Raw genomic sequence first — 14,482 nt, 5'->3', positions numbered from 1 at the left:
GAGTAAAGGTGAAAGAAATTTTATTAAATAACTCTCCAGTTTTAACTTGGAGATGGCTTAAAGTTAATAATGTACCTTTGGAAAATTATAATTTCCCGGAAATAAAATATAATATAGATATAGTAAAAGAAAATTCATTTATAAAAAATAGAAGCGCTTATAATGAGGAAGAAATAGAAAAACTATTAAATAAGAGTTTTAATTTAAAATACAAAGATGTATATCATGGAAGAAACGATTTAGCCTATGGAGTAAGTGAAGAATTTGTAGGAAATGCAGAGAAAAATTTCAACTCTGGAATAGTAGTTCATATAAAAAAAGGTGAGAAAATAAAAGAACCCATAGTCCTAGATTATAAGATAAGAGATAGTGAGAATAAACTAATAGATAACAATATAATTGTAGCAGAAGAAAATAGTGAAATAACTATTGTAATTCAATATGGTACAGAGACAGAAAAAGAAGCTTTTCATAATGGACTTACAAAGATTTACGCAAAAAAAGGGGCAGTGGTAAATCTTATAAAAGTTCAGATGATGAACAAGGATTCTGAGAATTTTGATTCAAATGTGTCATATGTAGATTATGGGGCAAAGGTAAACTATGTGAATGTGGAATTAGGAGCAAAAAAGAGCTTTAGTAATATTGTAACGAATTTAGATGAGGATACAGCTGAAAGTAATTTAAAATCTATCTACCTTGTAGATGGTGATAGGTATACAGATTTAAATTATATTATGAACCATAGAGGAAGAAGAACCAACAGTGATATGGAGATAAGAGGAGTATTAAAGGACGAGGGAAATAAAATGTTTAAGGGCACTTTAGACTTTAAAAAAGGTGCATCAAGGTCTAAGGGGTCAGAAGAAGAATATGCTATTTTGTTAGATCCTAGGGTAAAATCCGATGCAATTCCCTTACTCCTATGCGAGGAAGATGATGTAGAAGGACAACACGCTGCAAGTGCAGGGAAAATAGATGGAGATAAGTTATTCTATTTAATGAGCAGAGGATTAAGTGAAAAGGAATCTAAAAAGCTTATAGTAGAAGCTTCCTTTAAACCTATACTAGATTTAATACCTGTAGAGATTATACGTGAAAATATTGAAAATGAAATTCATAAAAAGTTAGTAGAAGCATAGGTTTGGTGATTAAAATGGATAAAAATATAATGGAAATTAGAAATGACTTTCCTATATTAAAAGAAAAGGTAAACGGTAAGCAATTAGTATATTTAGATAATGCTGCAACTACACATAAACCTTTAAAGGTTGTAAAGGCTATAGAAGAGTACTATAACAAATTAAATGCCAATGTTCATAGAGGTGCTCATTATTTAAGTGTAGTTTCTACAGAAGCTTATGATAAGGCTAGGGAAACTATTAGGAAATTTATTAATGCAGAACATTTTGAAGAGATAATATTTACTAAAAATACTACAGAGTCCTTGAATCTTTTAGCTTATTCCTATGGAATGAATTTTCTAAATAAGGATGATGAGATTTTAATATCAATCTCAGAACATCATAGCAATTTAATTCCTTGGCAAAGAGTAGCTAAAGCTAGAGGGGCTAAATTAAAGTATATATATCTAAATTCAGAGGGTAGGATAAACTTAGAAGAAGTTAAGTCTAAGATAAATCATAAGACTAAAATTGTAAGTATAGCTCAAATGTCCAATGCACTAGGAAGTATCCATCCTATAAAAGAAATCTCAAAAATTGCCCATGATAATGGTGCTATTGTTGTTGTAGATGGAGCTCAAAGTGTTCCACATATGAAAGTGGATGTTAGAGATTTAGATGCAGATTTTCTAGTGTTTTCAGGACACAAGTTAATGGCACCTATGGGTATTGGAGTTTTATATGGAAAGAGAGAATTTTTAAATAAAATGCCACCATTTTTATATGGAGGAGACATGATAGAATATGTGGAAGAACAGGAGTCTACCTTTGCAGAACTTCCCTATAAATTTGAGGCTGGAACACAAAATGTAGAGGGTGCCATAGGTCTTATGGCAGCTATAGAATATATAGAAGAAGTAGGGTTTGAATATATTAATAAGAGAGAAGAAGACCTTACAAGTTATGCCCTTGAAAAGTTAAAACATATACCTTATGTAAATATAGTAGGTCCTTTAGACATGAAAAATAGGGGAGCAGTAATATCTTTTAATATAGAAGGGGTTCATCCACATGATATAGCTACTATAATGGATTCTTATGGAGTAGCTCTAAGGGCAGGGCATCATTGTGCTCAACCTCTTATGAAATATTTGAATTTAAATTCTACAGCTAGAGTAAGTTTTTATTTTTACAATACAAAAGAAGAAGTAGACATATTTATAGATAGTTTAAAGAATGTTAGGAAGTGGTTAGGATATGGATCTTAGTACAATATATACAGAACTTATAATGGAACACAATGCTAGTGGACATAATAAGAGACACTTAGATCATATGGATTGTAGTGAAAGAGGACATAATCCAAGTTGTGGTGATGATATAACACTGGAGTTAAAATTTAAAGAAGATATTATTGAAGATGCAGCTTTCAATGGTGTAGGTTGTGCAATATCTCAAGCCTCAACTTCTATGATGATAGATTTAATTAAGGGAAGAGACAAAAAAGAAGCATTGGAATTAGTAGAGACCTTTGTAGGGATGATTAAAAGAGAAATTACTGATGATAAAGAGTTAGAAAAACTAGAAGATGCTATGGTTTTAAAGAATATCTCAAATATGCCAGCTAGGGTTAAATGTGCCGTACTTGCTTGGCACACTTTAAAACAATGTATAGATAAAGCTTAACAAGCTTAGAACTATTTATACAATTTCAAAATAAAACTTATAGCTTTTATTCAGAGGTGGCTGGCCGTTCTTAGCTTCTACTTAAAAAAGAGAGGAGTGTGGGACGGCTTAATTATAGTATAAAGACTATATGCAATAAGATTTACCTTGGTTAATAAGGCAAAATATAATATAATAAGGTAATAATTATTAATGCAAGTGATGATTGACTAACTACAACCTAGGAGGAAAATTTAATGAAACATCTAATAATTTTTGCACATCCAAACCCAAAAAGTTTTTCTAAAGGAATTGTTGATACCCTTGTAGAAGCTTCTAAAGAAAAAAATTATGAAGTAGAGGTTAGAGATTTATACAAAATAAAATTTCAACCAATTCTTCTACCTTCAGATTTTGAATCTTTTGCTAAGGGTATAACACCAAAAGATATAGAAGAAGAGCAGAAGTTTATAAAAGAAGCAGATTTTATAAGTCTAGTATATCCTATATGGTGGGGAAGTGAACCAGCTATTTTAAAAGGATACTTAGATAGAGTATTATCCTATGGATTTGCATATGTAAATAAAGAAAATGGACCAATAGGACTTCTACAGGGTAAAAAAGTTGCTATATTTACCCCTATGGGCAACTCTAATGAAGCATATAAGAAAAATGGAATGGATGAAGCTATGAAAACTATAAAGGATGCTGGAACCTTTGAATTTTGTGGCATAAAAACTGTAAGTCATATGCTTTTTGGGGAAGTGCCAGCTTCAGATGAAGATATACTAAAGAGTTATTTAAGAGATATTAGAACTAATATTTCAGGATTACTATAATAAAATTCCCATTTATTGAACATAGGTAAAATTAAACCTATTATTTAATTTAGATAGAAGCAAATTAAATTATTTGTTGCATAATGCAGAGTATATCTAATAATACAAAAACCATGTATAAATGGGAGACAAAGTACCCTTTCATACATGGTTTTACTTATAGTGAATTAATAAACATTACTTTTGCAATAGCCTCTTTTTGAAGACAATATAAAGTTTACTTGTCTTCAAAAATTTTATATTTAAAATCAAAGGGAGTAGGTTTAGATTTATCTTCATCATTAGGCAAAAGAATAGTACTTTCATATTGATATAAACCTAGGCCTTCTTTATAAGTTTTTATTTCTTTATAGGTATCATTAGGGTAGTTAGGCATATCTTCAACAATATGTTGTATCTTAATAAGGGATTTTCCATTCATATCTTTTGATACATCTAATATTACACTTTTGCATTTATGATTTTCACCATTAATAGTCACTTCTTCCTCCCAGGAGTTACCAGACTTTATAGGAGTTTTAAGAGCAATATGAGAATCGATTATGGACTGAGAAAATTCTCTATTAGGATTTTGGGTAGTTACTTTTACATAATCTTTATATATTTCATAGGCATATTCTAAATTTTTACTAGGTTTATTACTTGAATCTTCAAGGTTAATAATCTGACCTTTTAAAATTATAGTTTTTTTATTCTGTTCATTTATTATTTTACTGACAGTTAGGTTTTCACCATATTCAGCCACTCCAGAGTAATTAAGAACTTTGCCTTCAACTAAAGGAAAGAAATTTTCTATGTTAACAGTAGGTTCCTTAGAAAGGTCCTTATTTGTATTTGAATCAGCTTTACCCTCTAATTTAGTGATATTTGATTTAGGGTTTTCTAAAGATATAAAAACTATAGAACTTAGTATTATAATTATGATTGAAAATACTATGGGAAATTTTAATGTAGTATTTTTCATTTCAAAACCTCTTTCATATTATTATGTTTATCATTAGCTATATAAAGATTATATTTTATATGGATAATGTTTTTGTTACAAATTAGTTAAAATATTAAAGGCTAAAATTATGGTAGTTCCAATATGTTCTTCACTTTCTATATGAAGTTCTGCATTATGAAGGGTTAAAATTTCCTTGCAAATAGCAAGACCAATACCACTTCCAGAATATTTAGAGTTCCCTTTATAGAATTTTTCTGTAACCTTAGGAAGGTCTTTTTCTGAAATTCCTATACCTTCATCCTTAATAGAAATTAAAGCCTTTGAGTTTTCTATAATTTTTAATGAAATGTATATGTTTTTGCCTTCTTCTGTAAATTTTATAGCATTATGTAATAAATTTATGAAAACTTGTTTTAATCGATTTTTATCTCCTAATACTATGATATCCTCTTTACATAAGTTTAATTTTAAGGATAGGTCTTTTTCTTCAATGGTATTTTTAAAATAATAAGATATATCTTTTATTAGTTCTTTTAAATTTACACTTTCCATATTCATTTTTATTTTTCCAGATTCTAATTTTGAAAAATCTAATAGATCTTCCACTAAGATTGTAAGTCTATCTGTTTCATTAGAAATTATAGACATACCTTCCTTTATGTCATTTAAATCTTCTACATCACCGGTTAGAATTAGTTCACTCCAACCTTTTATAGCAGTTAAAGGAGTTCTTAATTCATGGGATATTGAAGATATAAATTCATTTTTTAGTTTGTTACTTTTCATTATTTCTTTAGACATATAATTAAGAGTTTCACCAAGTATGCCTATTTCATCTTTATTTTTTATAACAATATCTTGAGAAAAATCACCGTTAGCCATCTTTTTTGAAGCGTTAATTAAAGTTTCTATTGGATCTAGTATTTTATTTGCTAATATAGAGCTTAAAAAAAATGTTATTATTATAACTAAACTAATAATTATTATTGAAAGTTGAATAATATTGTTTAAAGTCCTTTTTACCTTATCAATACAGGTAGAATATCTAAGATATCCCCATACCTTACTATCTTTATCATAAAGTGGCATAGTCATAGCAATTATAGTTTCATTTCCTTCATATTTAACTATGTCAGGGGAAGCCTTAGAAGCTAATATAAGATCCTTATATTTAAATGTATTAGCTTTATTATTAAAGCCATTGGAATCTATTAGTAAGTTAAAGTCATTGTCAATTAATTCTACATAAAAAGCTTCGTTTTTAGACTCACTTTCAAGAATATAACTGATTCTTTCCTCCATACTTTCCCTTACTAAGTATTTATTATATAAAGTAGCGGAAAGGGTTAATTTACTTTGAAGTTCTCTTTTCACCCCTTCATTATAGTAGTTATTTAAGAACAATATAAAAATAAACTCTAATATCATTACAAGAGAGATTATTATAATCACATTTTGAAGGTAAATCCTATTTTTTAAGCTAATCATTTTTTACACTCCAAATGTATCCAAAGCCCCATGCAGTTTTTAAGAACTGAGGATCTGAGGAATCAGTTTCTATTTTTTGTCTAATTCTTCTTATATTCACGTCTACAGTTTTAGTATCTCCAACATAGGTTTTTCCCCAAACATAGTCTAATATACTATCTCTATCAAGAGCCTTATTAGGGTTATTCATAAGATATTCCATAATTGAAAACTCTGTAGGTGTTAAAGGAATATCTACCCCATTTTTTTGAAAGATCTTCTTGTCATTATCCAGTATAAAGGGAGGATTTTTTATTACATTTGAAGAAGGCTCTTGCCTATGTAACCTTCTAAGTAGAGCTTCTATTCTAGCGGATAATTCTGAAGGACTAAAAGGCTTTACCATATAGTCATCAGCGCCAGTTTTAAGTCCAATAATTTTGTCTGATTCTTGCCCCTTTGCAGTAAGCATTATTATTCCAAGATTAGGAAATCTTTCGCGTAGTATTTTGCAAACCTCTATTCCATCTATATCTGGTAACATAATATCAAGTAAGGCTATTTTAAATGAAGAGTCTACAACTTCAATAGCTTCAGTGCCTTTACCTACATCTATAACTTCATAACCTAAGTTTTTTAATTTTATTTTAATAAAACTTCTAATAGACAACTCATCTTCTAGAACTAAAATTTTATCAGCCATTTTATCTTCCTCACTTAAATTTATTATTCTAAAGGTCTAAATATATTCTTAATAGCATCTAAGTTTATAGAATCTTCTTTTAACTTATTTGCATTTATTACACCTATATAAATTTTATCATTATCTTCTTTTAAGATAGCATATTTAGTATGAGAATTAAATTTTTCTTTAGAAAACCAACTTGCTTTTGAATAAACTTTAATAGAGAAGAGGAGATTATTACTATCTTTATAATCATCCATAAAGAAGTCTACTCTATTTAATACACCTTCTTCTTTAACATTTTGAAGTATATTAAACTTCATACCAAAGGATAGTGGTATAGAAATTTTATATTTATATTCAGCATTAGTATACTCTCTATAGGAGAGCTTAAGATTTTTATTACCATTCCATTGATACCAATAATTAAAATTTGAAGGAGTGTAGACTTTTAAATTATTTTCAAAAGGTCTTAAAATATCTATCTCCAATATGCCGTCATTATTTATGTCTTTAACTGTATTTTTAAAAACTTCATTTACATTTAGATTTTTTTCAAGTGTATGAAACTCTTGAAAGGTTTTAATATCTTTAATTGACTTTTTTTCTTCATTTTGAAGAACTTCATTTAGTTTACCATTTTCAAGTGTAAATAAGTCAGTATAAAAGTATTTGTTATCTAAATTTATGTTTACAAATATTCCATTAACATCTTTAGAAGCTTTACCAACATTTAAGTGTGTACTAACAAGAGGTTTTTCAAAGTCAAAAGAATCAATGACCTCAGCTTTAAGGTTTTTAAAGGTATATACCTTTAATGAAGGGAAAGACTTATCTTTAATTGTTGATGTTTCTTCTAAAGAAATTAGTTCATCTAGATTGTCATTATTAATATCATATGATTTTAAGTTTGTATAAGGTATACTACCTAGAGTTTCATAAAAGCCTCTGTGATAAGAATATATAAATAAAGTATTATTACTTTTTTCAGAAGGTGTAACACCTACTAAAATTTCAGGTTTGCCATCACCTGTTAAGTCTTTATATTCAACAATATCAATATTTTTACATGAAAAGGTTATGTTGTTTATAGTTTCCCATGTTTCATTATTTTGTTTTAATATCATAATTCCATAGTTATTATAAAAGTTATCATCTTTTTTATAAAGTACAATCAATTCATTTTTACCATCTTTATCTAGGTCTATCTCTCTTATAGCTTTTTTTTCACTATCTCTTAGAGCTATTGTTAGGGTTTTACCTTCTTTTAGTAGTAGAGATATGACAGTATCTAGCTTTTGTTTACTTATATACGAAGAAGGTTTACTTATTAAATTAGTAGGTAATTCTATAAAAGAGCATCCACTTAATATTATAGAAAGTATTAACAATGTTAATGATAATATTCGCTTATTCATACTTCACCTCACCCTTATTTTAAATTATAATTTTGCTGAAATATTTATTTTACATAGCCTTATATAAATATTATATCAAAAAATTAAGATAATCAAAATAAAGAGCATAGTAAACAGTAATAATTATTAAACTAAAATAGGTATTGATATTGAAAATAAAACTATACTATGATAAAATTTAGTTATGATAGGAATTGATTTTACAATAACCACTATAAATTGAATTACAGAATTATAATCCCAATAGTTGAATTAAATGGTGAGAAAGACATGTATTTTTATTCATTGTCCGATGTTGATACATTTAAATCATAATAAATATTTTAAATGCATCAAATAATATACACTCAATTGTATTTAAATATAAGGGGGCATGGTTATGGAAAATCTTAAAAGAACTGCTCTATATGAAGAGCATAAAAGTCTTAAGGGTAAAATAGTTGACTTTGCTGGATGGGAGTTACCGGTACAATATGAGGGAATAATTCCAGAGCATGAAGCAGTTAGAAATGCTGCAGGTATTTTTGATGTGTCTCATATGGGAGAAGTTGAAGTAAAAGGAAAGGATGCTTTTGACTATATTCAAAAGTTAATCACCAATGACCTAGGGATTATAGATGATAACGGCATTATTTACACTATGTTATGTTATGAACATGGTGGGGTTGTAGATGATTTATTAGTATATAGGTATTCAAAAGATCATTATCTATTAGTAGTTAATGCTAGTAATGCAGATAAAGATTACAAATGGATGGTAGACAATAAAGGTAATTTTGATGTAGACATAATAAACAATTCTGATAAAATTTCTGAGATTGCAATTCAAGGGCCAAAGGCTGAAAGTATTCTTCAAAAGATATGTGATAAAGACTTATCTAAAATTAAATTCTTTAGATTTGATGCAGAAGTTAAGGTTGCTGGAGCTAAATGTTTAGTTTCAAGAACGGGTTATACAGGAGAAGATGGATTCGAAGTTTACACTGAAAATGAGAACATAGTTAAAATATGGAGAGGGCTTTTAGAGGCAGGTAAAGAAGAGGGAATAAAACCTGTAGGACTAGGAGCAAGGGATACATTAAGATTCGAAGCTGGTTTACCACTATATGGTAATGAGATATCAAAAGATATTTCACCATTGGAAGCAGGACTTGGATTTGCGGTAAAGGTTGATAAAGAAGCAGATTTTATAGGAAAGTCAGCCCTAAAGAAACAAAAAGAAGAAGGGGTAAAGAGAAAAGTAGTTGGTTTTGAGCTCTTAGATAAGGGAATAGCAAGACATGGCTATGAGGTTCTAAAAGATGGGGAAGTCATAGGGGTTGTAACTACTGGATACGCATCTCCAACCTTAGGGAAAACCATTGGATTTGCTTTAATAGATGTAACTCATGCAACTCTAGGTACAGAACTTCAAATAAAGGTTAGAAATAGAGTTTTAAGAGCTATTACAATTAAGAAGAAATTTTTAAAGAATAAATAGATGATATTAATCAATATAATATAAATGCTTAATTAATAAATATAAATTATTTGAAAATAAGGGGGAAAAATTATGAAAGTATTAGAAAATTTAATGTACACTAAGGATCACGAATGGGTAAAAGTAGATGGAGACAAAGCTTATATAGGTATTACAGATTATGCACAAGATGCATTGGGAGATATAGTTTATGTAGAACTACCAGAAGTTGATGATGAACTTACAAAGGATGAAACTTTTGGAACAATAGAATCTGTTAAAGCAGCATCAGATTCATTTGCACCAGTAAGTGGAACAGTAATAGAAGTAAATGAAGAATTAGAAGATACACCAGATGCTTTAAATGCAGATCCATATGAAAACTGGATACTATGTGTAAAGCTTTCTGAAAAGTCAGAATTAGAAGAATTGATGAATGCAGAGGATTACAAAAAATTTGTTAGCGAGGAGGCATAGATATGTTTCCATATATACCATTAACAAAACAAGATGAAGAGAAAATGCTAAAGACCATAGGGGTTTCCTCAGTAGCAGAATTATTTAGTGATGTTCCAGAGGACGTAAAATTAAATAGAAGATTAGATTTAGAAGCTCCAAAGTCAGAGTTAGAGGTCTCTTCATTAATAAAAGAAATCTCTAACCAAAACATAGGAAGTGATGAATTAGTTTCTTTCCTAGGAGCAGGTTCATATGATAGATATATTCCCTCTGTAATAAAACACATTTTATCAAGAGCAGAGTTTTATACTTCATATACACCATACCAACCTGAAATAAGTCAAGGAACTCTTCAAGCTATATTTGAATTTCAAAGCATGATAACAAGATTAACCGGCATGGAAGTTTCAAATGCTTCAATGTATGATGGACAAACAGCATGTGCAGAAGCAGCAATGCTAGCTTGTGCATCAACAAAGAAAAAAAATATAGTGGTTTCTAAGACAGTTCATCCTGAAACAAGAAAGCTTCTTAAAACTTACGGAAGATTTAACGGATTTAATGTAGAAGAAGTTGACATGTTAGATGGAGTAACAGATATTGAGAAACTTAAATCCAAGGTCAATAAAGAGACTGCTGGGGTTATAGTTCAAAATCCTAACTTCTTTGGAATTATAGAACCTGTGGAAGAAGTTGAAAAGATTACTCATGAGACTAAGGCGCTTTTAATTATGAGTGTGGAACCTATTTCCTTAGGAGTACTAAAGACACCGGCAGAATATGGTGCAGATATAGCAGTAGGTGATGCTCAAGGTCTAGGAGGAGCACTAAACTTTGGAGGGCCATACCTTGGCTTTATGAACGTAACTAAAAAGTTAACAAGAAAGATGCCAGGCAGAATAGTTGGACAAACACAGGATGTAGATGGGAAAAGAGCTTTTGTTCTAACACTTCAAGCTAGAGAACAGCATATAAGAAGGGAAAAAGCAACTTCAAATATATGTTCAGACCAAGGATTAATGGCAGTTGGAGCAGCTGTTTATTGTAGCATTTTGGGAAAAGAAGGAATAAAAGAAGTGGCTATGCAAAGTCTTAAGAAAGCTCACTATGCACATAATGAACTTATAAAGAGCGGGAAATATAAACCTTTATTCAATCAACCTTTCTTTAATGAATTTGCATTAGTTGGTAATAAAAATGCAGAGGATTTAAATAAAGAACTTTTAAACAAAGGAATTTTAGGTGGATTTAACTTAGAGAAAGAATATCCAGAACTTAAAAACTCCTTCTTATTGTGTGTAACTGAGAAGAGAACTAGGGAAGAAATAGATAATCTAGTTAAAAGTATGGAGGTGATATAAATGAATAGCTATGATAAAGTAATATTTGAACTTTCAAGTAAAGGAAGAAAGGCTTATTCACTACCTTCATGTGATATAGACTTAGACATTAAGGACTTACTACCAGAGAACTCTTGTAGACAAGAAGATGCTGACTTACCGGAGTTAAGTGAGTTAGATGTTGTAAGACACTATACTTTATTGTCAAGAAAGAATTATGGTGTTGATATTGGATTTTATCCATTGGGATCTTGTACAATGAAATATAATCCTAAGATAAATGAAGATATGGCTTCATTACCGAAGTTTGCAACAGTACACCCTTATCAACCAAAGGAAACAACTCAAGGGTCTTTAAGATTAATGCATGAGCTTTCTGAAATGTTATCAGAAATAACTGGTATGGATGCAGTTACATTACAACCAGCTGCCGGTGCTCATGGAGAGTTAACAGGACTTATGTTAATTAAGGCTTATCATGATAGTAGAGGTGAGTCTAATAGAAATAAGATTATAGTTCCAGATTCAGCCCACGGTACAAATCCAGCCAGTGCTTCTGTTGCAGGTTTTGAGGTAGTTGAGATAAAATCAAATAAAGATGGTTCTGTTAATATAGATAGTTTAAAAGAAGCCCTAGATAAGGATGTTGCAGGATTAATGCTTACAAACCCAAGTACACTAGGTTTATTTGAAGAACACATAAAAGAAATTGCTGATCTTGTTCATGAGGCTGGTGGATTGGTTTATTACGATGGAGCTAATATGAATGCCATTATGGGTATAACAAGACCAGGAGATATGGGATTTGATGTAGTTCATTTAAATTTACACAAGACCTTCACAACTCCACACGGAGGAGGGGGACCTGGAAGTGGACCTGTAGGTGTAAAAAAAGAGTTAATTAAATTTTTACCTGTTCCTATAGTAGAAAAGTGTGAAAATGGTTATACTTTAAACTATGATAAACCTGAATCCATAGGTAAAGTAAAAGGTTTTTACGGCAACTTCGGAATGCTTGTAAGAGCATTCACATACATTAAAACTATGGGTGCTGAAGGTATAAAGAGAGTTAGTGAAGTAGCTGTTTTAAATGCTAACTATATGAAAGAAAGATTAAAAGAAAACTACTATCTACCAATAGACAAAGTTTGTAAACATGAATTTGTCTTAGGTGGACTCGGCAAAGATTCAGAAATAAGTACTTTAGATATTGCAAAGAGACTTTTAGATTATGGATATCATCCACCAACAATCTATTTCCCATTAATAATAGATAATGCAATGATGATAGAACCAACGGAAACTGAAAGTCTAGATACTATGGAAGAATTTATAGATATACTAATTAAGATTAGTGAGGAAGCTAAAAATACACCAGAAATATTGAAAGAGGCACCACATAATACACCGGTTAGAAGGTTAGATGAAGCTACTGCTGCAAGGAATCCAATATTAACTTGGAGTGAGTAGGTTAATTTAGGTATTTGAGGGTAGCTTTCTAAACCGTGATTATATAGTAGTATTTTATAATCACGGTTTGCTTTTATACAACTGATACCAGTTTTTACTATTATATTTTAAAAGTCGAAATAAAATCACTAGGCTTATAAATAAGAAAGGGGTTTTTAAAATGTTACTTGAAAATGTAAAAAATTTTGATAAAGAAATCTATGACTCAATTCAAGCTGAGATTAGAAGACAGGAGGAAGGCATAGAATTAATAGCTTCTGAAAACTTTACAAGTAAAGCTGTTATGGAAGCTATGGGATCTCCATTAACAAATAAATATGCTGAAGGATATCCAGCTAAGAGATACTATGGCGGTTGTGAATGTGTAGACGTTGCAGAAAATCTAGCTAGAGAAAGATTAAAAGAGTTATTTGGAGCAGAGCATGCTAATGTTCAACCCCACTCTGGGTCTCAAGCTAATATGGCAGTTTATTTTAGTATTTTAGAGCCTGGAGACAAGGTTTTAGGAATGGATCTATCTCATGGTGGGCACTTAACCCATGGAAGTCCAGTTAATTTTTCTGGAAAGCTTTATAATTTTATAGCTTATGGTGTTGATGAAAATGGATATATAGATTATGAGGCTTTTGAGGAAATAGCAATGAAAGAAAGGCCAAAGCTAATAGTTGCAGGTGCTAGTGCTTATAGTAGAATTATTGATTTTAAAAGAATTAGGGAGATTTGTGATAAAGTAGAAGCTTACTTTATGGTAGATATGGCTCATATTGCAGGACTTGTTGCAGCAGGAGTTCATCCAAGTCCGGTACCATATGCTGATTTTGTAACATCTACAACTCATAAAACTTTAAGAGGGCCTAGGGGAGGAATAATTCTTTGCAAAGAAAAATTTGCTAAAGCAATAGATAAATCTATTTTCCCAGGAATCCAAGGTGGACCATTAATGCATACAATAGCAGCAAAAGCTATTTGTTTTAAAGAAGCTATGTCTGAAGATTTTAAAGTTTATATGAAAAAAGTTGTTGAAAATGCAAAAGAACTTTCAAATGCCCTTATAGAAAGAGGATTTAAAATTGTATCAGGCGGCACAGATAACCATCTAATATTGATAGATTTAAGGAATAAGAACATAACTGGAAAAGAAATGGAGGCACTTTTAGGGAAAGTTGGGATAACTGTAAATAAGAATACAGTACCAGGTGAAACTGAGAGTCCATTTGTTACAAGCGGTATAAGAGTAGGAACTCCAGCTGTAACAACTAGAGGATTTGGAAAAGAAGAAATGGTTGAAATAGCAGAGATACTTGACTATGTAATTAAAAATAAAGAAGGGGATTTAGAACCTGCAAAAGAAAAAGTTCATAACATATGTAAAAGAATTCCTTTATACAAATAATAAAAAAGTATAAAAATTAAAAAATAATTATATATGATAAAAGTTTCCTAAATAATTATATATGTTAAGTTAACCCTTGTAAAAGTTTACGGGGGTTGACTAACTGCTAAAAAGTGAGTATATTCATAATGTTTATGGTATTTACTCACTTTATTAAATTTTATTATATTAAAATAATTTGCAATAAATATGGTATAATTTTATGGGACTAATTTAA

Annotated in this window: 13 protein-coding genes; 9 read left to right on the top strand and 4 right to left on the bottom strand. The window is 30.0% G+C overall.

Features of this window, described 5'->3' with window-relative positions:
• Positions 1-8 precede the first annotated feature (8 nt).
• The 4 genes from sufD (at position 9) to FNZ64_RS03980 (ending at position 3,628) form a co-directional block, all read left to right on the top strand.
• Positions 9-1,142: a Fe-S cluster assembly protein SufD gene (gene sufD, locus FNZ64_RS03995; protein WP_142413562.1), complete on the top strand. Its 1,134-nt coding sequence runs from the start codon at positions 9-11 to the stop codon at positions 1,140-1,142.
• 14 nt (positions 1,143-1,156) lie between these two features.
• Positions 1,157-2,392, top strand: a complete 1,236-nt coding sequence (locus tag FNZ64_RS03990) for a cysteine desulfurase (RefSeq protein WP_142413561.1) — start codon at positions 1,157-1,159, stop codon at positions 2,390-2,392.
• Entirely contained in the window at positions 2,382-2,810 is a 429-nt protein-coding gene (gene sufU, locus FNZ64_RS03985; RefSeq protein WP_142413560.1) for a Fe-S cluster assembly sulfur transfer protein SufU, read from the top strand. Before FNZ64_RS03990 ends, sufU begins: the two co-directional genes overlap by 11 nt.
• A gap of 236 nt (positions 2,811-3,046) precedes the next feature.
• Complete coding sequence (locus FNZ64_RS03980; protein ID WP_142413559.1) at positions 3,047-3,628, top strand: NAD(P)H-dependent oxidoreductase; 582 nt, start codon at positions 3,047-3,049, stop codon at positions 3,626-3,628.
• A gap of 217 nt (positions 3,629-3,845) precedes the next feature.
• Here the strand turns inward: FNZ64_RS03980 and FNZ64_RS03975 are convergent, their stop codons facing one another.
• The 4 genes from FNZ64_RS03975 to FNZ64_RS03960 all read right to left on the bottom strand — a co-directional run bounded on the left by FNZ64_RS03975 (position 3,846) and on the right by FNZ64_RS03960 (position 8,144).
• A complete protein-coding gene (locus FNZ64_RS03975; protein WP_142413558.1) occupies positions 3,846-4,592 on the bottom strand; it encodes a hypothetical protein in 747 nt (248 codons plus the stop codon).
• Positions 4,593-4,667: 75 nt separating this feature from the next.
• Complete coding sequence (locus tag FNZ64_RS03970) at positions 4,668-6,062, bottom strand: sensor histidine kinase (protein ID WP_142413557.1); 1,395 nt, start codon at positions 6,060-6,062, stop codon at positions 4,668-4,670.
• Positions 6,055-6,744: a response regulator transcription factor gene (locus FNZ64_RS03965; RefSeq protein WP_142413556.1), complete on the bottom strand. Its 690-nt coding sequence runs from the start codon at positions 6,742-6,744 to the stop codon at positions 6,055-6,057. The genes FNZ64_RS03970 and FNZ64_RS03965 overlap by 8 nt, the downstream gene beginning before the upstream one ends.
• A gap of 23 nt (positions 6,745-6,767) precedes the next feature.
• Complete coding sequence (locus FNZ64_RS03960) at positions 6,768-8,144, bottom strand: FG-GAP repeat domain-containing protein (protein WP_142413555.1); 1,377 nt, start codon at positions 8,142-8,144, stop codon at positions 6,768-6,770.
• A gap of 379 nt (positions 8,145-8,523) precedes the next feature.
• Here FNZ64_RS03960 and gcvT point away from each other — a divergent pair, with 379 nt between their 5' ends.
• The 5 genes from gcvT to FNZ64_RS03935 all read left to right on the top strand — a co-directional run bounded on the left by gcvT (position 8,524) and on the right by FNZ64_RS03935 (position 14,265).
• On the top strand, positions 8,524-9,624 hold the full coding sequence (gcvT, locus tag FNZ64_RS03955) for a glycine cleavage system aminomethyltransferase GcvT (protein WP_142413554.1): 1,101 nt from the start codon (positions 8,524-8,526) through the stop codon (positions 9,622-9,624).
• 72 nt (positions 9,625-9,696) lie between these two features.
• Positions 9,697-10,080, top strand: coding sequence for a glycine cleavage system protein GcvH (gene gcvH / locus FNZ64_RS03950; RefSeq protein ID WP_142413553.1), 384 nt, complete (start codon positions 9,697-9,699; stop codon positions 10,078-10,080).
• Positions 10,081-10,082: 2 nt separating this feature from the next.
• Positions 10,083-11,423: an aminomethyl-transferring glycine dehydrogenase subunit GcvPA gene (gcvPA, locus tag FNZ64_RS03945; protein WP_142413552.1), complete on the top strand. Its 1,341-nt coding sequence runs from the start codon at positions 10,083-10,085 to the stop codon at positions 11,421-11,423.
• Positions 11,424-12,872 (top strand): aminomethyl-transferring glycine dehydrogenase subunit GcvPB, encoded by a 1,449-nt coding sequence (gene gcvPB, locus FNZ64_RS03940; protein WP_142413551.1) that lies wholly within the window; start codon positions 11,424-11,426, stop codon positions 12,870-12,872. It begins immediately after the preceding gene.
• A 160-nt stretch (positions 12,873-13,032) separates the two neighbouring features.
• Positions 13,033-14,265 (top strand): serine hydroxymethyltransferase, encoded by a 1,233-nt coding sequence (locus FNZ64_RS03935; RefSeq protein WP_142413550.1) that lies wholly within the window; start codon positions 13,033-13,035, stop codon positions 14,263-14,265.
• Positions 14,266-14,482: the final 217 nt, after the last annotated feature.

This window comes from Hathewaya massiliensis (assembly GCF_902143515.1).
Taxonomy (GTDB): Bacteria; Bacillota; Clostridia; order Clostridiales; family Clostridiaceae; genus Hathewaya; species Hathewaya massiliensis.
The sequence above is the reverse complement of the archived record's forward strand: the minus strand, read 5'-3'. Positions and strand labels throughout refer to the sequence as shown.

Bases quoted from the DNA above. Each gene is read 5' to 3' on its own strand.
- FNZ64_RS03990 (WP_142413561.1), top strand. From the start codon at position 1,157: ATGGATAAAAATATAATGGAAATTAGAAATGACTTTCCTATATTAAAA.
- sufU (WP_142413560.1), top strand. From the start codon at position 2,382: ATGGATCTTAGTACAATATATACAGAACTTATAATGGAACACAATGCT.
- FNZ64_RS03980 (WP_142413559.1), top strand. From the start codon at position 3,047: ATGAAACATCTAATAATTTTTGCACATCCAAACCCAAAAAGTTTTTCT.
- FNZ64_RS03975 (WP_142413558.1), bottom strand. From the start codon at position 4,592: ATGAAAAATACTACATTAAAATTTCCCATAGTATTTTCAATCATAATT.
- FNZ64_RS03970 (WP_142413557.1), bottom strand. From the start codon at position 6,062: ATGATTAGCTTAAAAAATAGGATTTACCTTCAAAATGTGATTATAATA.
- FNZ64_RS03965 (WP_142413556.1), bottom strand. From the start codon at position 6,744: ATGGCTGATAAAATTTTAGTTCTAGAAGATGAGTTGTCTATTAGAAGT.
- FNZ64_RS03960 (WP_142413555.1), bottom strand. From the start codon at position 8,144: ATGAATAAGCGAATATTATCATTAACATTGTTAATACTTTCTATAATA.
- gcvT (WP_142413554.1), top strand. From the start codon at position 8,524: ATGGAAAATCTTAAAAGAACTGCTCTATATGAAGAGCATAAAAGTCTT.
- gcvH (WP_142413553.1), top strand. From the start codon at position 9,697: ATGAAAGTATTAGAAAATTTAATGTACACTAAGGATCACGAATGGGTA.
- gcvPA (WP_142413552.1), top strand. From the start codon at position 10,083: ATGTTTCCATATATACCATTAACAAAACAAGATGAAGAGAAAATGCTA.
- gcvPB (WP_142413551.1), top strand. From the start codon at position 11,424: ATGAATAGCTATGATAAAGTAATATTTGAACTTTCAAGTAAAGGAAGA.
- FNZ64_RS03935 (WP_142413550.1), top strand. From the start codon at position 13,033: ATGTTACTTGAAAATGTAAAAAATTTTGATAAAGAAATCTATGACTCA.